This window comes from Candidatus Synchoanobacter obligatus (assembly GCF_024259865.1).
Taxonomy (GTDB): domain Bacteria; phylum Pseudomonadota; class Gammaproteobacteria; order Comchoanobacterales; family Comchoanobacteraceae; genus Synchoanobacter; species Synchoanobacter obligatus.
This window is the reverse complement of record NZ_JAKUDN010000001.1, coordinates 187,173-209,056: the sequence shown is the minus strand read 5'-3', so window position 1 is coordinate 209,056 and position 21,884 is coordinate 187,173. Positions and strand designations below refer to the sequence as shown.

The following is a 21,884-nucleotide window of genomic DNA, read 5'->3' as shown; positions in this document are numbered from 1 at the left end:
TTTGTGCGCAACAGGCCAGTATTTTTAAATCTTTTGAAGATTAGGCTGCCATTGGCTGGTTTGATATCAATTCTTCATCGGATCTCAGGGATTGTCTTTTTCTTTGGTTTTCCATTATTGTTGTATATGTATGGATTATTGCCATTATCCAATGAATTGAATGAGTTGCTTGCAGTCTCTGCAGTGAAGTTTGTTCTTTGGGGAATGGTTTCTGCATTTGTGTATCACTTTCTGGCTGGTGTTCGGCATATGGTCGCAGACTTTGGACACAATCATGAACTCTCTAGAGCCAATCACTCAGGAATATTGGTATTGATACTCTCAGTGTTGATGAGTCTTTGGGCAGGGGTATTGTTATGGTAAGAATGAACCCAGGGTTGTGGGATTGGTGGATGCAACGGGTGTCTTCGTTATTGGTTAGTGTGTTTGCCATACCTATTCTAACATTGTGGTTTGGCGGATATTTGGAGACGGATGTTCAATGGTACGAGTTGTTGCTTAATCCCTATATGAAAGCATTGACTGTGATTGGGTTGTTGGGGTTTGTGTTACATACCCGATTGGGATTATGGGTTGTGGTTACGGATTATATCCCCAGACGCATGCAACGGTTTTTTGGGGTGGTGGTGAATGGTTTGGTACTGGGCTATCTCATCTGGGGTTTGTATTTAATTTGGGTGTTTTAAATGATTGCTGTGAAAGCATTTGATGCGATTGTTATCGGTGGTGGTGGTGCTGGTTTAAGAGCCGCATTGGCATTGGGCGATGCTGGGAAGAAGATCGCAGTGATCTCAAAGGTATTCCCCACCAGGTCACATACGGTGGCAGCACAAGGGGGTATCAATGCAGCGTTAGGGAATGTCCAGCATGATGATGATTGGCGGTATCACTTTTATGATACGGTCTTAGGGTCTGATTTCTTAGGAGATCAAGATGCCATTGAGTATATGTGTAAAGAAGCGCCTAGAACCATTATTGAGCTTGAGCATATGGGATTGCCGTTTAGTCGGGATGAAAATGGTAAGATTTATCAACGGGCCTTTGGCGGTCAGTCACGGTTCTTTGGGAAAGAGCCTGTTAAGAGAACCTGTGCTGCAGCAGATCGAACAGGGCATGCATTACTCCATACGTTGTATCAACAAAATGTGGCAAAGCGCACACAGTTTTTTAATGAATGGTTTGTATTAGACTTGGTGAAAAACCAGCATGGTGCCGTGGTTGGCGTCAGTGCCATTGATATTGTGAGTGGTGAGCTCTGTTACTTTATGGCACGCCAAACCGTATTGGCCACTGGTGGGGCTGGGCGGATTTATCATTCATCAACCAATGCCTATATTTGTACAGGAGATGGCTTGGCAATGGCCTGGCGAGCAGGTATTTGTTTACAAGATATGGAAATGTGGCAGTTTCATCCTACTGGATTATATGGCAGTGGTATCTTGATCAGTGAAGGAACACGAGGTGAAGGGGGCAGGTTGTTAAACAGTCAAGGTGACTATTATATGACCAAGTATTCATCAATGGCAGATTTGGCATGTCGGGATATTGTGGCCAGATCATCGATGGAAGAGATCATTCATGGTCGGGGATGTGGCCCTAAAAAAGACCATGTATTATTGGATATTAGGGAGCTCAGTGAAGAGACCATTGCGCAGAAACTACCCGGTATTACAGAGATTTCAAAAATTTATGCAGGTATTGATCCTAAGCAGGATCCCATTCCTGTGGTACCCACGGTGCATTATTTGATGGGTGGGATTCCCACAACACCGTATGGTGAGGTGATTAACCATAAGAATGGTAAAGATGAGATCGTACCAGGGTTGTTTGCTGCAGGAGAATGTGCCTGTGTATCCGTACATGGAGCGAACCGTTTGGGGGCCAATTCATTATTAGACATTGTGGTCTTTGGTCGGGCAGTAGGGCAAAGGATTCAAGAGGTAGACAATGCCTCTCAAGTACAAGAGGCTTCTAGAACAGATATAGAAGCAGCGTTTTCAGCGTATTATGAGATGGAAGAGCGGACAGAAGGGGATGCTTTTGTCAGCTTTAGAGAACCCATGCAACGATTGATGCAAGATGATTTCGGGGTGTACCGAGAAGAAGAAAAAATGCAAAAAGGGTTAGGGTCTTTACAAGAATTAAGACAAAATTTCCATAAGTCAGCGTATTATAAAGATAAGTCGAGTGTTTTTAATACATCAAGGATCGAGGCGTTTGAGATGCGGAACTTACTTGATGTTGCGGTATCAACCGCACAATCTGCATTGACCCGAAAAGAATCTCGGGGGGCGCATTCACGGGTAGATTATCCAAAAAGGGATGATCAAAATTGGTTGTGTCATTCGATTGTCCATTATGATGGTGGGTTTGAAAAACGTATGGTGAACAATAGTCCTAAAGAAGTCGAGCCAGTAGCATTGAAGGAGAGGCACTAATGCAAATAAATATCCAGCGTTTTGATCCAGATAAAGATGAAAATCCCTATATGAAAACCTATACGGTTGATACCTCGGCGTTTCATGGTGTGATGTTATTGGATGCATTGGAATACATAAAAACAGCATTGGATGATTCATTGGCGATTCGACGCTCCTGTGGTGGTGGGGTTTGTGGTTCTGATGGGATGAATGTCAATGGTAAAAATGGTTTGGCCTGTCAAACATTGTTAAAAGAGTTACCAGAAAAAGTGACCATTTATCCGATGCCGGGTATGCCAGTGATTCGTGATCTGGTGGTTGATATGTCACAGTTCTATCAGCACTATGATTCGGTAGAGCCGTATTTACAATCAGATACTTCAGATTTAGAAGCCGAGCAATTACAGTCTGAAGAAGATCGTGCCAAGCTGGATGGACTCTATGAGTGTATTATGTGTGGTTGTTGTACCAGTGCTTGTCCGTCTTCTTGGTGGAACCCGGATAAGTTTGTTGGACCACAAGGATTATTAACGGCTGCTAGGTTTGTATTGGACAGTCGTGATGACAAACGTGATGAGCGTTTGGAGAACTTAAGTGATAAGTACCGTTTGTATCGTTGTAGAGGCATTTTTAATTGTACCAATGTGTGCCCGAAAGGCTTGAACCCAACAGCTGCGATTGCAGAACTCAGGGTTCAACAAAGTGAGGGGTACAATGAGCTCTAAAAAGAATTATCAGTATTTCAAAGACAGTGAGTTACTGTCACCCAATAGTATGGCATATGTTGAGCAAGTCTATGAAGATGCCATCGATGGGGTGCAAGGCTTAGGAATCTCACAAGAGTTGGTGCCTTATTTGACTGTTGCCACCAAACACCGTCAATTATGTGATCAGTTAAGAGGGATGAGTCACCGTCCTCAAAGTACGCAGACATCAGTGTCAGTAGATTTTATCGATGCATACCGTACCAAGGGTCATTTATCTGTAGATTTGGGTTTGTTTACAGACAATCGGGTGGCTTCACCAATTGCCATGCCTTCAGGTACCTTCAGTGCCATGTTTGCGGGTAAGGAAATCACCCAGGATGCACAGGCTTGGCAACAAACTTTACAACAAACTTATTGCCAAGATATTGGTTATGAGTTCATGCATTTAATAGAAGAAGAACAGTCTTGGTTTGCTAATATGATTGAGCAAGGGGTTGAGATCAGTCAAGAAGCCTACCTAAAAGCTTATGCGGATTTAATTCGTGCAGAGGGTTTAGAGCGGCATTTAGGGATCCAATTTGTCGGCCAAAAACGTTTTTCATTAGAAGGCTGTGAGGCGTTTATCCCTGCGCTTGAGCAAGTGATTAACACCCAGGTGTCTCTAGGGTATGATGATATGGTCATTGGTATGGCCCACCGCGGACGTTTGAATACCTTGGTGAATGTATTGGGGGTATCGGTGGCACAGTTGATGGCTGAGTTTGAAGGGTCTCAACGGATGGGAAATACCTCAGGCGACGTTAAGTATCATTTAGGACACTCGATTGATCGTAGCGATCAAGGACGGGATTATCATATTGCATTGGCATACAACCCATCACACCTTGAAGCAATCAATGCTGTGGTTATGGGGAATGTTAGAGCTAGAATTGACCGGGGTTCCACCAAAGCAACGGGGATTATTGTCCATGGTGATGCCTCAATTGCAGGTCAAGGGGTGGTGATGGAAGGCTTAACCATGTCACAGGTTCCTGCTTATCATATTGGGGGTGTGGTCCACTTTGTGATCAATAACCAAATTGGTTTTACCACCAATCCCAGTGATGCGAGAAGTACCCAGTATTGTACCGACATTGCAAAAATGATCTCAGCGCCTGTGATGCATGTGAATGCGGGGGATATTCCTGCGGTGATTCGTGCCGCAAAGATAGCCGCTTTGTATAAAGATCGGTTTAAAAAGGATGTGTTCATTGATATTATCGGCCATCGAAAGTATGGTCATAATGAAGCAGATGAACCAAGAGCAACCCAGCCATTGATGTATCAAGCAATTGCAAAAAGATCTGTCGTATCTAAAGATTATGGTGAATTCTTACGATCCTTGGGTATTGAGCAATCCCAACTGGATGAGATACAAAATGATGTTCAAACACTGATTAAGCAGGGAGAGCGCTTGATTCCTTGTTCTGGTGAGGCCGTCTCAACCCGACATAAAGATTGGCAAGCATTGAGTCAGTCTGCTTGGGATGCGGCGTATCAGATTCCGATTGATCATGCTGGATTAACAGCGTTAGCCAAGACAATGACCGATATCCCAAAAGACATTCAGTTGCAACGACAAGTTGGGATGTTGATGACCCAACGGCAAAAGATGGCCCAGTCGGAAGAACCCTTGAACTGGGGTATGGCTGAACTCATGGCATATCAGGTGTTATTGAATGCTGGGCATTCAGTACGGTTGGTTGGACAAGATGCCATTAGGGGGACATTTTCACACCGACAAGCCAGTGTCTTTGATCAAGACAGTGGTGAGCGCTATTCCTTATTAAAGCCGTCCAAACAGGGAGTGTTTGAGAATTATAACTCGGTATTGTCTGAGTATGCTGCACTGGGTTTTGAGTATGGCTATGCAGAAACCAGTCCCAACACCTTGGTGGTGTTTGAAGCCCAGTTTGGTGATTTTATCAATGGGGCCCAAATCATTATTGATCAGTTCATCAGTTCAGGTTATCAAAAGTGGCAACGGCACTGTGGGGTGGTACTGTTGCTACCACATGGTTATGAAGGCCAAGGGCCTGAGCACTCATCAGCAAGAATGGAACGATTTCTACAGTTATGTGCTGAGGAAAACATGCAAGTATGTGTTCCCACAACTCCGAAGCAAATTTATCATTTACTGCTCCGGCAAATATTCCGATCTTCGCGAACACCGTTGGTTATATGTTCACCTAAAAGCTTACTCAGGCATCCATTGGCGGTATCAGAAATGGCATCGTTGGATACATCAGGTTTTGAGAGTGTGATCGCAGATGGGCTGGCATCAGCCAGTAAGATGGTCTTATGCAGTGGGAAAATCTATTACGATTTGTATCAATACCAGAACGATCAAAACATCAATGATGTGAGTTTGGTAAGAATGGAGCAGTTACATCCTTTTCCTGAAAAAGCATTATCAGCAGTGTTGAAACCACTGAAGTCATTAAAGCAGGTTATTTGGTGTCAGGAAGAGCCTAAAAACCAAGGGGCGTGGACGTATATTAGAGACTGGTTGGAGCAAAGCTTGCCGAAGGGGGTCACACTGACTGTTGTGGCACGTCGTGCTGCTGCAGCGTCTGCCGTTGGTTACCTGAGTCAACATAAGGTTGAGCAAGAACAGTTGCTGAAGGAAGTATTTCAAGGAGATAAATAATGAGTGTAAAGATTAAGGTACCCATGCTCCCAGAGTCGGTTGCTGAGGCAGTCGTTGCCGTATGGCATAAGGCACCAGGAGATATGTGTCAAGAAGGTGATGTGATTGCGGAGTTAGAAACCGATAAGGTGATGTTAGAAGTGGTGGCAACCAGCTCAGGGGTTTTAACACAGCAGTTAGCTGCTGAGGGTGATGCGGTGACTGCTGACCATATCTTAGCAGAGATTGATACCGATGGTGTCGTGGATGAAGCCGCTTCTGAACCCCCTGCAGTAGCAACAGTTGCTGAGCCCACTCAGGTTGCATCATCACCTGAGGGCTTTGTGAATGCTTCCCCCAGTGTTAGACGAGAGATTCATGATAAGAATATCACGTTAGATCAGGTGAAAGCATCAGGTCGTGGAGGTCGTGTTAGGGCAGAGGATCTTCATGCGCCAAATGATAGCCTACGCCGGGTTAAGATGTCTCGGATGCGGGCAAAAATTGCGGAGCGCTTGGTTGAAGCCCAACAAACTGCAGCGATGTTAACCACTTTTAATGAGGTTAATATGGCACCGATTATGCAGTTAAGATCTGAAAACCAAGAAAAGTTTATGGAGAAGTATGGGGTTAAACTTGGGTTCATGTCTTTCTTTGTGCAAGCAGTGACCCATGCGTTGAATGATTTCCCTGAAGTGGGTGCGTTTGTCGATGGTGAAGATATCTTATATCCAGAGGATGCCAACATTGGTATTGCTGTCTCTACGGACAGAGGTTTGGTGGTTCCAGTATTAAAGCAAGCACAACATATGTCGTATGCGGATATAGAAGGGATGATCAAAGCCTATGCGGGTAAAGCTCGGGAAGGTAAGATTACTTTAGATGATATGAGTGGTGGAAACTTTACCATTACCAATGGTGGTGTTTTTGGGTCGATGCTATCAACCCCTATTTTAAATATGCCTCAAAGTGCGATATTGGGGATGCATGCGATTCAAAAGCGTGCCGTGGTAGAAAATGATGCAGTGGTCATCCGTCCGATGATGTATTTGGCACTGTCATATGATCATCGATTGATTGATGGGCAACAGTCTGTACAGTTTTTAGTCACAGTGAAAGACTTATTAGAGAATCCTAATAAGTTATTATTAGATATATAGGAAGTAAGTATGGATTTACATGAGTACCAATCAAAGGGGTTATTAAAACAATATGGTGTTGCGGTTCCAGAAGGCATTGCGATCAGTAGAATTGATGAAGCCATTCCAGCTTACAAAGCGTTAGGGGGGCAGGGCGTAGTGGTAAAGGCCCAAGTATTGACTGGAGGGCGAGGAAAGGCTGGTGGTGTCAAGTTGGTTGATAACCAAGCTTCTTTTGAGTCTGCGATCAAAGCGTTATTAGGAACTCGGTTGGTTACCTATCAGACAACCTCTGAAGGTTTGCCTGTCAATCAACTGTTGATTGAGTCACTGACAGATATTGATCAAGAGTTGTATTTGGCCTTTTTGGTTGATAGGGGGTCTAAATCAATTAAATTAATGGCATCAACTGAAGGAGGGGTAGATATTGAGTCTGTTGCAGAGAAAACCCCAGAGAGAATTCATTATATTACCATTACCCATGGCACATTAGAGGGCTTTCAGGCAAGAGAACTTGGTTTTGCAATGGGATTTGCGCCAGCAATGATACGGCCGTTTTGCACATTGTTGAACAAATTGTTTCAAGCCTTTATCTCCTCTGATATGACGATGTTAGAAATCAATCCTTTGGTGATTGATCGAGAGGGTCATTTTATTTGTTTGGATGCGAAAGTAAATTTGGATGACAATGCATTATTTCGTCATAAAGAACTTGCTGAACTTAGAGACTATAGTCAAGAGGATGAAAAAGAAGTCACCGCTGCGAAGTTTGATCTCAGTTATATTGCACTTGAGGGGGAGATCGGTTGTATGGTCAATGGTGCCGGTCTTGCCATGGCAACAATGGATATGATTAAGGTCTGTGGCGCCTCACCAGCGAATTTTTTGGATGTGGGTGGGACGGCGACAGAAGAGCGTGTCACTGAAGCATTTAAGTTGATTGGTAGTGATGACAACGTCAAAGTGATTTTTGTGAATATATTCGGAGGGATTGTTCGTTGTGATCTGATTGCTGAGGGGATACTCAATGCCATTGATCTATTGGGTTTAGACAAGCCTTTGGTGGTGCGACTAGTGGGGAATAAAGCGGAAGCGGGTAATACGTTACTTAGTAACAGTGAGTTTGATATTGTTGCCATCTCTGACTTCAAACAAGCAGCAGAAAAAGCCGTTAAACTAATGAGGAGAAAATAACATGAGTATATTGGTTAATAAGGAGACAAAGGTCATTTGCCAAGGATTTACCGGAGGGCAGGCAACAGCACACTGTGAACAATCAATTGCTTATGGAACCAATATGGTCGGTGGTGTGACACCGGGGAAAGGTGGTATGACGCATTTGGGGTTACCTGTTTATAATACGGTGAAAGAAGCGGTTTCTGAAACAGGCGCAGATGCAACCATTATTTATGTCCCAGCACCATTTTGTCAGGACTCAATATTAGAAGCGGTGGATGCCAATATTCCATTAATTGTTTGCATTACCGAAGGTCTTCCAGTTCATGATATGATAAAGGTCAAAAAGTTGGTTGATGATAAGGGGTTGTGTCTTATTGGTCCAAATTGCCCAGGGATTATCACCCCTGATGAGTGTAAGATGGGGATTATGCCGGGTGAGATTCATCAGCGTGGTCGGGTGGGTATTGTATCCCGTTCTGGCACATTAACGTATGAGGCGGTGCATCAAACAACACAACTGGGCTTTGGACAAAGTACCTGTGTCGGGATTGGTGGCGATCCGATACCAGGGTCAAGCTTTATTGATATCTTGGGACGCTTCGAAGCAGATCCTGAAACAGAAGCGATTATTTTGGTTGGTGAGATTGGAGGCGATGCAGAAGAGTTGGCTGCTGAGTATATTCAATCCAACGTCACCAAACCTGTTGTTGCCTATATTGCTGGGATTACGGCACCTAAAGGTAAGAGGATGGGGCATGCAGGCGCCATTATCTCAGGAAATAAAGGAACTGCTGAGGGTAAGTCTAAAGCGTTATTAGCAGCGGGGGTTAATGTGGTTCCATCCCCGGATTTATTAGGGTTTGGGATAGAAGAGGTCTTATGAATAAATTTGCACTGAAGTATCTTACTAATGCCAGTGCTTTTTTAGTATTTTATGCGCTGTTGCCTCAGTCTGTTTTGGTATGGCAGTATTTACTGTTTCGTGTGATAGCACTTGTGTCGTTACAAGAAGTTCTGGGTTTTACAGTGATTTCTCAGATCAAAAAGAAACTACCAGAAAAGGTCTCTGCTGTATCTGATACCATAGAAAAGCTTGGCAAATACTTATTTGAAGTGTTGGTGACCTTTCAAAAATTTCTCCAAAATGTCAAGTGCTGGGTCGATAGCCATTTACCCTATAATTTCAAATTTTATTTCTTATTTTCCGTGATCCTTTTTCCTGCGCCATTGCTTCATTATACGCAGTATCTGGCATTATATTTATTGATGTTATGTAGTTATAGTTTGGGTTTTGTATTAGATATACGCTTTAGAAGCCAAGCACATGTGTCATCTCAAGGTATTTTGCGAAAGTGGGGACAGATTAATGTTGTGCAAATGAAGTTAGTGATCATGGCGGTTTTAAATATTTTTGCCTGCTTTGCGTTGCCTTATTACCAGTTTGTTATGCTGTGTTTCGGGTTACCACTATGTGTTTATCCACTGACATCTATGATCACACAAGTGATTTTAAAGTTATATGATTATATGCAATTCTTTAATGGCGGCTATCATTACCGGAAGGATACACTGGCTTTATTGATAGGCATGGTATCCTTAAATTTATTGAGGTTGCTGTATCCGTTCATGAGCAATTATTTTTTGGTCGCAGTTGGTATTTACCAACTTATCTTATTAGGGAATATGGTACGGATTCTAGGCGTTCAGTGGCTGTTGGATCATGCTAATGCTCTGACTTGTGACGCAGAAGGTTTTATTAACTTATTTTATAATGTCAACATACTTTTGGGGGTTTGGGCTATTTTCTTTCTTTATGAGCTCACGCATCAAGCGATTCCGTTGTTGGCTTATGGTCTGTTAGCATTCTTGTATGGTTTAGATTTGGGGGTGCTAAAACATGGTTTTGATTTGGCGTGTCATAGGCTAACATTACCAACTCATAAGATTGTATTATCCTCAAGGAAGCTATGTTCGACAGTACTGTATTTGCCACATCAACTATATCTCTATTGTGCCCAGGATGGTTTTAAGGATGAGCATGAAAGAATACCTAGTTTAATAGCACTCTAATAGCACTCTTAAGTAGCCAGGGACAAGAGAAGGTCCTCCCCAGGTGGTTCTCAAGGCATTGACGTATTTGTCGGTCAGGTTTTGACTGGGTTCTTTTATCTGTACTTTTGATGTTTTTGGGAACCAAATGAGTACTTTTGGTGTAAAGACGAGATCACCAGACCTGACTTTTTTAGTGACAAGGTGAAATTCTTTATTGACGGTGAGGCAAGGTTTTTGGGTTGTTGCCATGGCACGAGAGACATAGCATAGGATCAGTTGGGATTCGATATAAGGGAAAATTGAGGTTTTCATTTTGGCCAATAAATGAATATGGCAAGGGATCTTTTTTAATGCCGTTGCAAGATAATTTGGGGTTAAAGACTGAGGATTCCAGTTGGCAAATGCTGTAATAAGGGTGTCTTTTTCATGGAATATGCTATCCATATTACATTCCGTATAACGAATGCTACTTAATTTTGTGTAAACCACATCAAGGTTTTGCGCGAGGTATTTCTTGACATAGTCACGTATGGTGGCATTGGCCATGGCTTTAAAGCGATGTATACGGTGGATTCGTTCTTGAACGAGTTCATTCTGAAGCATGAATGAGAATATTTCTGGAGAGCGGTCGGTAAATGTATCTTGAACCTCACGTCTTTCTCGGGTTCTAATGAATAGGTCTTGCATGTGAATAGCCAACAGTGTGCCTTCTTCATCATGATTTAGTAAAATTTTAAAGATCTCTAGCTGATTACAGAAAATGCATGCACGATATAACCATAAGTAGCGATCATAAATGGCTTCTGGTTTACGCTTGAATATCTCATCAATGTACTTTTCGAAGATTTCAAAATGATCAGATCCGGGTGTATTAAATTGGATTAACATAAATAGTGGACAAAAGCTTTGTTGCTTTTCTAGCAACATGCAGGGGCCATGTTTTGTAATAATATCGTCCACATGTTGTTTGTTTCCTCGGATACAGTGGTAAGTAAGGTGCCAAAAATCAGCCATCTTATCCTTGTTCTGTTCGAAGAATTTATCCACTTTAGGGCTGTCAACTGTTTCTAATTTCTTTAAAATTTCAATAAATGCATCGTTTAATTCTTTCATGATAGACTCCTTTATCACCAAGCCTTATATTACAGTATTTAAATTTTCAATGCACCATAATTTATTCCGGGGCAAAGGGGTTATGATCCGATTCAAGAACCAAATGGATGTGGCGGCCAGTTAGTTGCAGCTCTTGCAAGAAACCATTGGTTAGATAACGGATATAAGATTTGGGTAAATAGGACGTTCGTTTTCCTCTAATGGTAATTTGCAAAGGGTACTGCTTTGACGTATGCGCCATACGCAACTGAATAGGGCGTCCTAGTCTTGTTGGAGGAGGGGTTCTTTTCACAAGTTTTTCTAAAACACGTGTTAACATCGAGGTGTTAAAGGTTCTATTCATGCCTTTGGCAAGGGTAATCGCTTGCGTCATTAGCTGATAGGTGTTTTTTCCTTGAGTGGCAGATAACTCTACAATCGGGACTTGTTTCAAATGTTTTAGAGCAATGGATAAGTCTTTTTTGAATAATGCTTTCGCACTTTTACTTAAACAATCAATTTTATTAACGCCAATGACAACAGCCTTCCCCATATCTAAACATAGATGAATAATACGGAAGTCTTGTCGAGCAATATGTTCTGTCGCATCAATGAGGTGAATGACAGTATGTGCTTCATCAATGGCTCGAAGGGTAGTTGATGTTGCGTATTGCTCAATTTCTTCATGAATACGTGCTTTTTTTCGCATTCCTGCAGTATCAATCAATCGGTAAGGTGTTTTATTATGCTCAAGGTCAATAGCAATCGCATCTCGAGTTGTTCCAGGAATTTTGGACACAATACACCGGTCTTCTTTTGCGTAGTGGTTGCTTAACGTGGATTTCCCTGCATTGGGTTTCCCAACTATTGAAACAATGGGGGTGTCGGTTTGAATCTCTTCTTCTACATGGGTAATGTTTTCCAATATGGCAGATTTAAGCGCATCAATGCCGTGTTTGTTCATACACGAAATAGAAAATATTTCTTTCATGCCAATTTTTCGGTAAGTTTCCAGGTCATTAGGGTCTGCAAGGTCATGTTTGTTAACAGCCAAAAGGACCTTCGTTTTGCTTTTTTGGATAAAACGTGCCAGCTCAATATCTTCACTTTGGCACATGGTAGAGCCATCAGTCATTAATATAACCAAGTCAGCTTGTGCTGCAGCCATTCTACTCTGTTCGTACATGGCACTTGAGAGCTTGTCTTGGTGGCGTGACAGGCCGGCAGTATCAACCAACCATAAAGGGACGTTATCCAGTTGGATCTTTGAAAACTGACGGTCTCGAGTCACGCCAGCTTTTGCACTAACAATAGCAGAGCGTTTTCCTGCGAGAAGGTTGAAAAAACTAGATTTTCCGACGTTGGGTTGGCCAATGAGTGCCACAATTGGTGTGTTCATGATGTCTCGATATTATTATAGTGTGCCACTGAAATCAGTTGCTTGGTGTAAGGGCTGGGCGCTAGTGCCAGTGCTTCATTGAGAAGATTCATTCGTTCAACAGAGTGTTTATCTGCAGCCATGGCTTCTAAAAACTTGGAGTAAGCGGATTCATGCGGTTGGGTTTTTAATACTTGGGTTGCTTTGCTAGGATCCCCTAAATGACGATATAATGATGACAGCCTTTGCGCGGCAATTGTCATCATTGCTGGTTGAGTCGCATGATTGATCACATAAGTGAGATGTTCCTCTGTTGTAGAGTAGTTTTCTTGGTCAAAGGATCTTTTGGCTTCCAAAAGGCTCATGAGTTGGGTTTGTATTAGCTGAGGGTTTTGTTCTTGCTGGCGTAATACTATCGCGGTATCAGCTTGAGCCAAATATTGCTCAAAATCAGCTTGAACGGCTTTTTGCTGTCTATCATCATAGCCAGCTTTTAGCTCCCAGATACAACCAAATAAAACAATGGCGGCTGCAACACTTAAAATAGATTTACCATATCGCTTTAGTAGTGATTGATAATACAGTTCAGCTGTTTGGTCAACTTGCATAATGGTCTCCTGTGGCCAGTGATTGACACCACTGATTAAATTCACTGATATTAAAGTGGTGTGATTCATCTTTGGTAAAGTGGATAACCTTGATTTGGTCATCTTCTTGAAGATAGGCAATATAGTCAAATGCTTTATGCTGAGCTGTTTTCATTTTGTTTTTGAGTTTTCCAGCGCTATAGTCGATATCCAAAATGATGTTGTTTGATCTGGCTTGTTGGAGTCTTTCAAGACGGGTAAGGAGTGATTCATCTGCAGCACAAAAAAGAATTTTTGGCATGTCAGAGAAGATTTTAGGCATGATTTCTTCGATGCGATCAACACCAGCAGCAAAGCCTATGGCGGGGATATCATGTCCCATAGCGGCAACCAGTGGGTCATAACGTCCGCCACCACAAATGGTACTTTGTGATCCAAGATCATCACTGATCCATTCAAAGATAAAGTCACTATAATAATCCAAGCCTCTAACAAGCTTTTTGGATTCAATATAAGAAATGTGATGACGTGAGAGCATATCCAATATTTTTTGATAGCATTGTTTCTCATCATCACTCAAACTTTCGGTAATAGACGGGGCATGGTCAATCAATGATTGTATACTGGGGTTTTTACTATCCAGGAGTCTTAAAGGGTTGTTCTCAGCACGTTGGCGTTCATCTTCAGTTAGCTCAGAAGTATGTTCTTTCCAGTAGGCTTGTAGGGTATCTCGATACGCGACTCTAGATGCAGGGGAGCCCAGGTAGTTGACATGTAATTGGATATGATTCAGTCCCAAGGACTGCCACATTTGATGTGACATTAGTATCAGCTCAGCATCAATCCCTCCAGAAGGATAACCATATACCTCTATGCCAAAGTGCTGAAATTGACGAAAGCGTCCACGCTGCGGCCTTTCTCTACGAAACATAGGGCCTTGGTAATAGACCTTTTGCTTTTGACGTTGGATCATGCCATTGGCCAGGCAAGCTCTGAGGCACCCTGCTGTTCCTTCGGGCCTCAGTGAAATAAGTTGATCATTTTTGTCTTGAAAGGTATACATTTCTTGGCCGACAATATCCGTTTCAATACCAATACTTTTTTGAAACAACGTAGCTTCTTCCAGAATAGGGAACTGGATATTGGCGTAGCCGTACTGTTGCGCAATACGTTCTAAGGTTCGCTCAATATATGATATTCTCCCTGATTGCTCTAAAGACAAGTCTCGCATGCCTCGTAAACATTGATATTTATTACTCATAAAGAACCTCACTGGTTAGGGGGCTTGCTATGGTATGCTCCACGGTTTCAGCAGGCTTAGACATCAAGTACATCCCCATGTAGATGATGAAGATTCCAAGCGCAATAGTCTGCTTTTTACGGCCATAACTTTTAGAGAGCTCGGGCTGTTCCTTAACGGTTTTGGCAGATGGGAAGTTATACCCCTTGGCTTCAAGCTTATTGATCATGGTCTGGGCATTAATATTTAATACTTTGCAGTAGGATACCAAGTGTGCTTTGGTAAATACATCTATATTCTGACTAGGATACAAATCTTTTTCCAACATCTGAATGGTTGATTCCTTCATTTTTAGAATACTCATCACTTCCTGCACGGATAGTGAGAGAAGATCACGTGTGTGTGCGAGCTCTTGCCCCACTGGGGTATTGTTCTTAGCCATAAATAACTACATTTTAACGGTATTCTATAATATATTTTTTTTGCCGACTATTCAAGAACCCCGCCGATATTCCATGGTGATCTAGATTAAATAGGCGTTATACGTAAAGAAATTGCGGCTTTAGCAACTTTGTAAGAGAGATTTAGGTTTTTATCGTTGCTAGAGGCGGTTGACTTGACAGTAAAATTCTGATCAAGTGCTGTGTTGCATGATATGCCCAAAGTAAGATAGTCATGCATTCTATAGGTTGATTGAATGCCAATTTCAACCATGGTGTAATCTTTTTTCTCAGAGCTGGTTAAAATCAGAGATTCATTAGAAAGTATCACGGCTTCAACGGTAGGTCCAATTGCATATTGTTTAGATACTCGAACCATTAATGACCCACCAATTCCAATTTCTTTGCTGATACGTGAAACGATTTTGTCGCTGGGGTTACCGGAGTTTTGAACGGTAAAGTCTTTTTCATTGATGTCTAGTCGAGCGTAGCCTTCTAGTAACAGCATGTTGCTAACCGGAAAGGTCATGCCAAGAGATGGCGAAATGACTAAAAAGTTATCAAATGTGGAGCTAAACTCAAGCAAAGCACCTTCTTGGTTATCGTCAGTACTGCCCAGTAGTTCTGAAAGTGCTGTTACGGTTGTGTGATCAGAAGCTCTTGGTGGTGATACTGACATCATTGATGCACCAACATTCACACCAAAAAAGAGCCGAGGAGTATCAGCGGCACATAAGCTTGCTGAAAAAATCAATAGGGCTGATAGAATTCTCGTCAACATGATGTTTGCTCTCCATAACATACATGACTATATCGTAATCAAAAGCGCTTCAAAACGCAAGGACTTGATACACTATTCTTCACCATCAATGAAGACTTTGCAGTAACGAGGGATCTTTTGGCAAAGGGCAGCAATATCTTGGTTGTACATATTGATACATCCAATGGAAGAGGGCGTTTTTAAAAATTTTCTGGGTGTTCCGTGAATGTAAATATATCTCAGCATAGAGTGCTGCTGGGGGGTATGGTTATGGGACTCTAGGCCACATAGCCAAAGAATGCGGCCTGAAATGTCTTGTGAGAGATTACTGGGCCTTCGCGCTTTAAAAAAAGTGTTTATGGGCTGCTCTTTTCCAATGATTGCACGAACATAGTGCCATCCTCTTGGGGTTTTGAAGCTATTATGTTGTTCTCCATAGCCTCTCTTTGCTGTGGATATGGGGTATTTTAATATCTGTCCTTGGTGGCAAAGCCGTAGCTCTTGAATACGCCCTAAGATAAAAATACAAGACTCATTTTTCTTAAGTGAGTGCATCAAGACTGGTTAAGAAGGTTTCTGAATCAATACTTCCAACGTTGCTTAAAGCTTGAGGCTGAAGCTTTTGGTTGTATTCAATACGTTGAAGCTGAACCCATGTTGGATGGGTGTCTAGCTCAGTAACCGTACTGGGTCTTGGTGATAGCAATGTGGGCACCAAGTGCTCAATTTGGCTAAAGCGACCGCTATCATGAATGCTGGCAGATTGATGGGTGATGGTCAGCTGGTGCTGCTGGCACACTTGGGTGAGTTCTTCTAATGTCTGGGCAGCATTGAGTTCGCTAATAATGCTAGGGTAAAGAATATTCAGTGCGTATAAGCGCTGTATCTCAGATAGAGCTGCTTCATAGGATAATGGCGCTTCGGGCGCTTTTGAAACCAATTGAATCACTTGTGCGTGTAGAGGGCTCAGCGTGATTGGACTGCTGAGATAGTGGTGTTGATGAATGTCAGGGTCTAGCATCACCGGTGCAATATTCTCATGTAACTGATTGGCGCTTGTTTGGTATACGGTTAGGTTAAAGCTTTTTGCCAATGCTGAGATGGATTCAGGATGCGTGTATGCAAATTCGCCAATAGACGTTACCGTTTGCTTGAATGCTATTTGCTGTTGCCATTTTTTGGTGTCTTGTAGCAGTTGTTCTTTTTGCTTAGGGGATACTGAGTCTAACAAAGACCGGGATGTGAGGGTATAGATAAAGAGCGTGTTGTCTTTTATGGTGAAGTTGCTTTCGCCCTCAGAAAGCGTTTCAAGCAACTGGGTGTCCTCCGGGGTTAAAGAGGAAAGTCGCATACGATACTGTGTCTGGGTGCTATGATTGTTAGGATATAGCATGGTGTATCGTTGCAGCGCGTCATGAATGTGCTTTGGCCATTGTTGCGTTGCGCTGTCACCTTTTCCAGGAGAAAATTCCGTGACTTGATAGGCCAATTCTTGATCTGCATAAAGATGTTTGTGGGTTTCGAAATAGGCTGCAACGTCTTCCTCTGAAGTAAGGCCAATAGCCAATGTTTCGGGGGTGATGTCAATATATCTGTAAGTATATGTTGGGGGGCTCGTCAGGTTTTGCCCATGCTGTTCATAGATGCGCTGAAATTCCGCATGATTATCAGGGATCAGTGCCTGGGTTAAATCAATTTCAAGATAATGTCTCACTTGATTATGAACTTGCTGATGTGTTTCTGCATCATCTGGGGTGATGAAGTGAGAGCTTTCTATTGCTTGAGTCAGTTGCTGTTGAACAAGACTGTCTGATGTTTGTTGTACCAGCTCATCCGGTGAGATCTGCTGTTGTTTTGAATAATCATTGATAGATAGGTTCTCAGGGAGGTGCTCTTTGATGTTTTGGCGAATAGCTGATGAGGTGGGTTTTAACCCGATAGCGTCAAGATGCGCCATACGCTGCAGCTGTTTTTTCTCCATATTGACCAAGTAAGAGTAGACCATAGATGGTGGCGTTCCTGGGTTTTGGGCCAGAATGTTCTCGCTCATCGCTTTTAACTTTTGTATGTTAACGTGTCTTTTTCCGACACTAAGATTATTTGTAGGTGTAGATTGGCCGTTAAGTACAGCGCCTGCACAAAATAAAAACACAACAAAGATGAGAATGGCTTTTCTGGTAGCTTTGGATTCTCTAAAAAAAGTAACCACGGTTTTCTGCCTGTTAGGTGTTAGCGTTGGCGGAGTGGACGGGACTCGAACCCGCGACCCCCGGCGTGACAGGCCGGTATTCTAACCAACTGAACTACCACTCCTAATACAAACAATGGGTGCTGAGGGACTTGAACCCCCGACATTCGCCTTGTAAGGGCGACGCTCTACCAGCTGAGCTAAGCACCCAGTTGCCGCAATTATAGCACTAACTACGGCTAAGTCTAGCGTTTTCTACGCTAAATTAAAATTAAGATGCTTCAGCTGAATCTTTAAGCTCTTTACCCGCTTTAAGTTTTACAACTTTTTTAGCTGGGATATGAAGGGTTTCACCTGTTCTTGGGTTACGACCTGTTCTTGCAGCACGCTCACCAACATGGGCAGTGATAAAACCAGGTAGACGAATGTCTTCACCAGCTTGAATGTAAGTTAAAAAGTTGCTTTTGAAAGCTTCGTAAAATGATTCAGCTTCCTTTAAAGAACATCCCAAATCTTGGCTGACCTTTTTTAAAAACTGACTTTTTCCTATAAACTGTTCCATATTCCTTCCTTTATTAAGTTAAACTGATTGTTTTTATACCAGGAGCGCTTGTTTACTGCAAGCATTATGTGAACATAAAATTATTTATTGAGACAGCTTGTGCTTATTCAATAAAATAAAATGACTGTATTTACATTCTGGAAGCGGTCGTGTGTAGGGAATATGGATCTTTATCCTCCCATACTTCAAGGATATTGTATGTATTTTTTGCAGAAAACAGGGCATTGTAAGCGGCGATAAAATTCACTTTTGATGTGCCTGTGTACGTTTTGTTCAAACAGGTAATTTGAATGCGGTATGACGTTTCCGAATCAGAGATATTGCTCTGATTGAGCTGGAGGAACAAAGTGCCTAAGGTAAGGTCTGCATGGCTTTTGGAGCTTCGCCCCTGTTGGGTAGCCTCAGCAATTAAACCTTTGACGATAGGTTTGATACGGTTTTGGCACTCTAGAGGTGTGTCTTTAAGGACATCCTCTTCGCTATCACTGTCATCAATGAGAGGCAGGCTGGTAAATACGGGTTTAGGACGAGAATAACAACAGCAAAAAAATGACATACATCTTAAAAAACACATGGGTATACTCCTTTATACAGGTCAATTATATCGATGCCATTTTATCTTGTCACGTAGAAATCGGTTATGTGCTTGCTAAAGAATGATTTTTTGTATAATATATTTTATTTTTATGGGTTTATAATGAAAGAAGTGCGAAGTTTTGTACGTAGAAACAGCCGTTTAACAAATAGCCAGAAGACGCATCTATCGGCACACTCTGGGATGCTGAGAGAGCAGCTCCCAGAAGTATTGCCATCCCATTTTCAGTCTATTGGATTAGAAATTGGCTTTGGTATGGGGGATTCATTATTGGATGTGGCACGTAAAAATCCCAACCAGCTATGGATCGGTATTGAGGTCTATGAGGTGGGTATTGCCAGTGTGATCCGACAAGCAAAAGAAGAGAATATGGACAATATTTTATTACTTCGTGGCGATGCTATTGAGATGTTGTCAAATAAAACCTCTGATCTCCGTCTCGATCATGTGCGGGTGTTCTTTCCTGACCCTTGGCCCAAGAAACGTCATCATAAACGCCGTTTGCTATCAGCAGAGACTTTATCTCTTTTGGCAAAGCATATGACTTTAGGTGGGCTATTGCATGTTGCGACTGACCATGAGTTATATGCAGAAGATGTCAATAGATTATTGGCATCACATGATAGTTTTACGTTATGTTTAGAAACGCTTTACCGTCCGTTAACAAAGTTTGCAGTTAAAGCCATTGCTGCAGGGTCAACGATTACAGATATTGTTGCCCGGACATCTTAACGCCTGGAAGCGTTTGAATACGGTGGCACTTGAGTGCTTGATAGGTTTTGTTCTCCAGATAGATCAGGAACGCTGTAAAAAGACATGCCAGCCCAATAGAAAGTAAGCTATTAAACGCAAGGATAGAACCTGGTATGGCCATAATGACCCCTATGTCTGCCAATAACAGTTGCTGTAAGTTCATAAAGACTCCAATATTGCTCTATTAGAGTCTTAATGCAAAAAATTATTTTGACAGAATTATTCTGCAAAAGCGGGTTCTTTTTTCTTAATGACCTTTCTGGGCTTTGATGGTCCAAAGCCTTTTTTGTTCATAGAAGGTTTTCCACTTTTTCGTCCACCCTGGCTTTCTTCAGATCTGCCCCAGCGTTTGTTACTGTCTCTTGAGCGATCGTCTGATGAGTTACCCCAACGTTTCTTGCTGTCTCTTGAGCGATCATCTGATGAGTTCCCCCAACGTTTGTTGCTGTCTCTTGAGCTATCTTCTGATGAGTTGTTACCCCAACGTTTCTTGCTGTCTCTTGAGCGATCATCTGATGAGTTACCCCAACGTTTGTTGCTGTCTCTTGAGCTATCTTCTGATGAGTTACCCCAACGTTTCTTACTGTCTCTTGAGCGCTCATCTGAGCTACCCCAACGTTTTGTGCTAGATGATTGGCCTCTATGCTCAAATTTACCTTTTTTGAATTTGCTTGGCTTACGGCGCTTGTAGCTATCTTCGGTATTGTCATCGCCACCAATGAATCGCTTAACGGCTCGTAATTTATGCTGATCACTTGGAGAGACAATGCATAGCGACTCACCAGTTCTTCCGCCTCGACCAGTTCTACCTACGCGGTGAACATAATCCTCTGGCTGCTGTGGCAGATCATAGTTAATGACGTGTTCAACGTGAGGAATGTCAAGTCCTCTAGCGGCAACATCAGTTGCTACTAATATACTAAAACGTTTTTGGTGGAAAGCACGAATGACTTTCTGTCGCTTACCATGTCTTAGATCGCCATGAATGGTATCAGCAGTAAGCCCTTTCTTTTGTAATTGATGGCATAAGTTGTCGGCACCCATTTTGGTCCGTACAAAGACAATGATGGATCCTTCTCTTTCCTCGCATTCTTTAAAGAGTGTGTTTGCTTTTGCTTTGTTTTCAACATTAATAAACTTTTGGGTGATATTATCAGAGGGCTTTGTGGTATCGCCAACTTTAATGCGCACAGGCTCTGATAAATAGTTGTTCGCAACTTTGATAATAGATCTTGGCATGGTGGCAGAGAATAGCAGTGTTTGTCTATTTTCTGGTGTGTCTTCAACCAGACGATTAATCTGTTCGGAGAAGCCCATGTCGAGCATTCTATCTGTTTCATCAAGAACCAGTACTGACGTATCACGTACATCTAATTTTCCACGCTCTAAATGATCAATCATACGACCAGGTGTCCCAATAATAATTTGTGGCAGGCGTTTTAATTGTTGTAGCTGCTTAAACATTGGCGCGCCACCAATCAATAGTGCCAAAGACATCTTTTGGGGTAGCAGGCGTTTAATGTTTTGTGCAATCTGTTCAGCAAGCTCTCGTGTTGGGGCTATAATTACAGCTTTTTCACGAGGATTTTCATAAAGTTTATGAATGATAGGTGCGGCAAAAGCCAGGGTTTTACCACTGCCTGTTTCAGCACTTCCTAAGATATCTTTACCTGACAACACTAGAGGGATAGATTGTTGTTGAATCTCCGTTGGTGTTGTGATGTCCTGTTGACTTAGTTTGTCCGTTAGAAACGGTGCCATATTAAAATCTAAAAAATTACTCATTGTTTGTCTCACTCTAGTTGTATAACCGATAAAAGGCTATCGTGATAGTAAAATATTTAGATATACGACACCCTTATTTGATCGATTGTATATTATTTTTATAAATTAATCAACCTATTGTTCTAATTATTTCCATTTGTAGCTTGGAGGGCTGCACGTTCTTGCGCTGCTACTTGAACCAAAGTGTCCAAAGCAGTTTTTTGAGCAGCAGTTTGTACAGAAGAAAAGTATATTGCAGACCTAGGGCTTGATAAGTAGGTTATGGGTTTTAAGTTTTCATTGTCCATGGAGTTTCTCATTATTAATGTGTTGATTTTATCATCTTTTTTGTCTTTGTCA

At 42.2% G+C, this 21,884-nt stretch carries 23 protein-coding genes and 2 tRNA genes; 10 read left to right on the top strand and 15 right to left on the bottom strand.

The genetic code is table 11. The features are described 5' to 3' along the window. Positions 1-3: 3 nt before the first annotated feature. From sdhC to MKS91_RS00950, 9 genes are read left to right on the top strand one after another with little or no spacing between them, the layout of a single operon-like run. Positions 4-363: a succinate dehydrogenase, cytochrome b556 subunit gene (gene sdhC / locus MKS91_RS00990; protein ID WP_258568979.1), complete on the top strand. Its 360-nt coding sequence runs from the start codon at positions 4-6 to the stop codon at positions 361-363. Next, positions 357-686, top strand: coding sequence for a succinate dehydrogenase, hydrophobic membrane anchor protein (gene sdhD, locus MKS91_RS00985; RefSeq protein WP_258568978.1), 330 nt, complete (start codon positions 357-359; stop codon positions 684-686). Before sdhC ends, sdhD begins: the two co-directional genes overlap by 7 nt. After that, on the top strand, positions 687-2,438 hold the full coding sequence (gene sdhA, locus MKS91_RS00980; RefSeq protein WP_258568977.1) for a succinate dehydrogenase flavoprotein subunit: 1,752 nt from the start codon (positions 687-689) through the stop codon (positions 2,436-2,438). Then, a complete protein-coding gene (locus tag MKS91_RS00975; protein ID WP_258568976.1) occupies positions 2,438-3,145 on the top strand; it encodes a succinate dehydrogenase iron-sulfur subunit in 708 nt (235 codons plus the stop codon). The genes sdhA and MKS91_RS00975 overlap by 1 nt, the downstream gene beginning before the upstream one ends. Continuing rightward, positions 3,135-5,816 (top strand): 2-oxoglutarate dehydrogenase E1 component, encoded by a 2,682-nt coding sequence (locus MKS91_RS00970; RefSeq protein WP_258568975.1) that lies wholly within the window; start codon positions 3,135-3,137, stop codon positions 5,814-5,816. The genes MKS91_RS00975 and MKS91_RS00970 overlap by 11 nt, the downstream gene beginning before the upstream one ends. Next, positions 5,816-6,955: a dihydrolipoyllysine-residue succinyltransferase gene (gene sucB / locus MKS91_RS00965; RefSeq protein WP_258568974.1), complete on the top strand. Its 1,140-nt coding sequence runs from the start codon at positions 5,816-5,818 to the stop codon at positions 6,953-6,955. The genes MKS91_RS00970 and sucB overlap by 1 nt, the downstream gene beginning before the upstream one ends. Positions 6,956-6,964: 9 nt before the next feature. Beyond that, positions 6,965-8,128, top strand: coding sequence for an ADP-forming succinate--CoA ligase subunit beta (sucC, locus tag MKS91_RS00960; protein ID WP_258568973.1), 1,164 nt, complete (start codon positions 6,965-6,967; stop codon positions 8,126-8,128). Between the two features lies 1 nt (position 8,129). Next, on the top strand, positions 8,130-8,996 hold the full coding sequence (gene sucD, locus MKS91_RS00955; RefSeq protein ID WP_258568972.1) for a succinate--CoA ligase subunit alpha: 867 nt from the start codon (positions 8,130-8,132) through the stop codon (positions 8,994-8,996). Further along, positions 8,993-10,183 (top strand): hypothetical protein, encoded by a 1,191-nt coding sequence (locus MKS91_RS00950; RefSeq protein ID WP_258568971.1) that lies wholly within the window; start codon positions 8,993-8,995, stop codon positions 10,181-10,183. The genes sucD and MKS91_RS00950 overlap by 4 nt, the downstream gene beginning before the upstream one ends. Here MKS91_RS00950 and MKS91_RS00945 read toward each other — a convergent pair. The 12 genes from MKS91_RS00945 to MKS91_RS00890 all read right to left on the bottom strand — a co-directional run bounded on the left by MKS91_RS00945 (position 10,169) and on the right by MKS91_RS00890 (position 18,986). After that, the gene (locus MKS91_RS00945; RefSeq protein ID WP_258568970.1) at positions 10,169-11,278 is read right to left on the bottom strand and encodes a hypothetical protein; all 1,110 of its coding nucleotides are present in this window, start codon (positions 11,276-11,278) and stop codon (positions 10,169-10,171) included. The genes MKS91_RS00950 and MKS91_RS00945 overlap by 15 nt on opposite strands. A 61-nt stretch (positions 11,279-11,339) precedes the next feature. Beyond that, on the bottom strand, positions 11,340-12,656 hold the full coding sequence (der, locus tag MKS91_RS00940) for a ribosome biogenesis GTPase Der (RefSeq protein WP_258568969.1): 1,317 nt from the start codon (positions 12,654-12,656) through the stop codon (positions 11,340-11,342). Beyond that, entirely contained in the window at positions 12,653-13,243 is a 591-nt protein-coding gene (locus MKS91_RS00935; protein WP_258568968.1) for a tetratricopeptide repeat protein, read from the bottom strand. The genes der and MKS91_RS00935 overlap by 4 nt, the downstream gene beginning before the upstream one ends. After that, complete coding sequence (gene hisS / locus MKS91_RS00930; protein WP_258568967.1) at positions 13,233-14,483, bottom strand: histidine--tRNA ligase; 1,251 nt, start codon at positions 14,481-14,483, stop codon at positions 13,233-13,235. Before hisS ends, MKS91_RS00935 begins: the two co-directional genes overlap by 11 nt. Then, on the bottom strand, positions 14,476-14,904 hold the full coding sequence (locus MKS91_RS00925) for a helix-turn-helix domain-containing protein (protein ID WP_258568966.1): 429 nt from the start codon (positions 14,902-14,904) through the stop codon (positions 14,476-14,478). Before MKS91_RS00925 ends, hisS begins: the two co-directional genes overlap by 8 nt. An 86-nt stretch (positions 14,905-14,990) precedes the next feature. Further along, complete coding sequence (locus MKS91_RS00920; protein WP_258568965.1) at positions 14,991-15,683, bottom strand: hypothetical protein; 693 nt, start codon at positions 15,681-15,683, stop codon at positions 14,991-14,993. A 72-nt stretch (positions 15,684-15,755) separates the two neighbouring features. Continuing rightward, on the bottom strand, positions 15,756-16,217 hold the full coding sequence (locus MKS91_RS00915) for a L,D-transpeptidase (protein ID WP_258569131.1): 462 nt from the start codon (positions 16,215-16,217) through the stop codon (positions 15,756-15,758). Continuing rightward, positions 16,204-17,871, bottom strand: a complete 1,668-nt coding sequence (locus tag MKS91_RS00910; protein ID WP_258568964.1) for a hypothetical protein — start codon at positions 17,869-17,871, stop codon at positions 16,204-16,206. Before MKS91_RS00910 ends, MKS91_RS00915 begins: the two co-directional genes overlap by 14 nt. A 27-nt stretch (positions 17,872-17,898) precedes the next feature. Beyond that, a tRNA-Asp gene (locus tag MKS91_RS00905) sits at positions 17,899-17,975 on the bottom strand. A 12-nt stretch (positions 17,976-17,987) separates the two neighbouring features. Beyond that, positions 17,988-18,060 (bottom strand) — tRNA-Val (locus MKS91_RS00900). Positions 18,061-18,121: 61 nt separating this feature from the next. Beyond that, entirely contained in the window at positions 18,122-18,412 is a 291-nt protein-coding gene (locus MKS91_RS00895; protein ID WP_258568963.1) for an HU family DNA-binding protein, read from the bottom strand. A 130-nt stretch (positions 18,413-18,542) separates the two neighbouring features. Continuing rightward, entirely contained in the window at positions 18,543-18,986 is a 444-nt protein-coding gene (locus tag MKS91_RS00890) for a hypothetical protein (protein ID WP_258568962.1), read from the bottom strand. A gap of 123 nt (positions 18,987-19,109) precedes the next feature. Between MKS91_RS00890 and trmB the strand changes: the two genes are divergently transcribed. Further along, entirely contained in the window at positions 19,110-19,739 is a 630-nt protein-coding gene (gene trmB / locus MKS91_RS00885; protein ID WP_258568961.1) for a tRNA (guanosine(46)-N7)-methyltransferase TrmB, read from the top strand. Here the strand turns inward: trmB and MKS91_RS00880 are convergent. The 3 genes from MKS91_RS00880 to MKS91_RS00870 form a co-directional block, all read right to left on the bottom strand. After that, on the bottom strand, positions 19,711-19,923 hold the full coding sequence (locus MKS91_RS00880; RefSeq protein ID WP_258568960.1) for a hypothetical protein: 213 nt from the start codon (positions 19,921-19,923) through the stop codon (positions 19,711-19,713). The two genes, trmB and MKS91_RS00880, sit on opposite strands and share 29 nt — an antisense overlap. Positions 19,924-19,979: 56 nt before the next feature. Then, positions 19,980-21,545, bottom strand: coding sequence for a DEAD/DEAH box helicase (locus tag MKS91_RS00875; RefSeq protein WP_258568959.1), 1,566 nt, complete (start codon positions 21,543-21,545; stop codon positions 19,980-19,982). Between the two features lie 122 nt (positions 21,546-21,667). Further along, positions 21,668-21,832, bottom strand: coding sequence for a hypothetical protein (locus MKS91_RS00870; protein ID WP_258568958.1), 165 nt, complete (start codon positions 21,830-21,832; stop codon positions 21,668-21,670). Between the last annotated feature and the right edge of the window lie 52 nt (positions 21,833-21,884).

Excerpts from the sequence above, each read along its gene's own strand:
- sdhD (WP_258568978.1), top strand. The coding sequence starts at position 357 with ATGGTAAGAATGAACCCAGGGTTGTGGGATTGGTGGATGCAACGGGTG.
- sdhA (WP_258568977.1), top strand. The coding sequence starts at position 687 with ATGATTGCTGTGAAAGCATTTGATGCGATTGTTATCGGTGGTGGTGGT.
- MKS91_RS00975 (WP_258568976.1), top strand. The coding sequence starts at position 2,438 with ATGCAAATAAATATCCAGCGTTTTGATCCAGATAAAGATGAAAATCCC.
- MKS91_RS00970 (WP_258568975.1), top strand. The coding sequence starts at position 3,135 with ATGAGCTCTAAAAAGAATTATCAGTATTTCAAAGACAGTGAGTTACTG.
- sucB (WP_258568974.1), top strand. The coding sequence starts at position 5,816 with ATGAGTGTAAAGATTAAGGTACCCATGCTCCCAGAGTCGGTTGCTGAG.
- sucC (WP_258568973.1), top strand. The coding sequence starts at position 6,965 with ATGGATTTACATGAGTACCAATCAAAGGGGTTATTAAAACAATATGGT.
- sucD (WP_258568972.1), top strand. The coding sequence starts at position 8,130 with ATGAGTATATTGGTTAATAAGGAGACAAAGGTCATTTGCCAAGGATTT.
- MKS91_RS00950 (WP_258568971.1), top strand. The coding sequence starts at position 8,993 with ATGAATAAATTTGCACTGAAGTATCTTACTAATGCCAGTGCTTTTTTA.
- MKS91_RS00945 (WP_258568970.1), bottom strand. The coding sequence starts at position 11,278 with ATGAAAGAATTAAACGATGCATTTATTGAAATTTTAAAGAAATTAGAA.
- der (WP_258568969.1), bottom strand. The coding sequence starts at position 12,656 with ATGAACACACCAATTGTGGCACTCATTGGCCAACCCAACGTCGGAAAA.
- MKS91_RS00935 (WP_258568968.1), bottom strand. The coding sequence starts at position 13,243 with ATGCAAGTTGACCAAACAGCTGAACTGTATTATCAATCACTACTAAAG.
- hisS (WP_258568967.1), bottom strand. The coding sequence starts at position 14,483 with ATGAGTAATAAATATCAATGTTTACGAGGCATGCGAGACTTGTCTTTA.
- MKS91_RS00925 (WP_258568966.1), bottom strand. The coding sequence starts at position 14,904 with ATGGCTAAGAACAATACCCCAGTGGGGCAAGAGCTCGCACACACACGT.
- MKS91_RS00920 (WP_258568965.1), bottom strand. The coding sequence starts at position 15,683 with ATGTTGACGAGAATTCTATCAGCCCTATTGATTTTTTCAGCAAGCTTA.
- MKS91_RS00915 (WP_258569131.1), bottom strand. The coding sequence starts at position 16,217 with ATGCACTCACTTAAGAAAAATGAGTCTTGTATTTTTATCTTAGGGCGT.
- MKS91_RS00895 (WP_258568963.1), bottom strand. The coding sequence starts at position 18,412 with ATGGAACAGTTTATAGGAAAAAGTCAGTTTTTAAAAAAGGTCAGCCAA.
- MKS91_RS00890 (WP_258568962.1), bottom strand. The coding sequence starts at position 18,986 with ATGTGTTTTTTAAGATGTATGTCATTTTTTTGCTGTTGTTATTCTCGT.
- trmB (WP_258568961.1), top strand. The coding sequence starts at position 19,110 with ATGAAAGAAGTGCGAAGTTTTGTACGTAGAAACAGCCGTTTAACAAAT.
- MKS91_RS00880 (WP_258568960.1), bottom strand. The coding sequence starts at position 19,923 with ATGAACTTACAGCAACTGTTATTGGCAGACATAGGGGTCATTATGGCC.
- MKS91_RS00875 (WP_258568959.1), bottom strand. The coding sequence starts at position 21,545 with ATGAGTAATTTTTTAGATTTTAATATGGCACCGTTTCTAACGGACAAA.
- MKS91_RS00870 (WP_258568958.1), bottom strand. The coding sequence starts at position 21,832 with ATGGACAATGAAAACTTAAAACCCATAACCTACTTATCAAGCCCTAGG.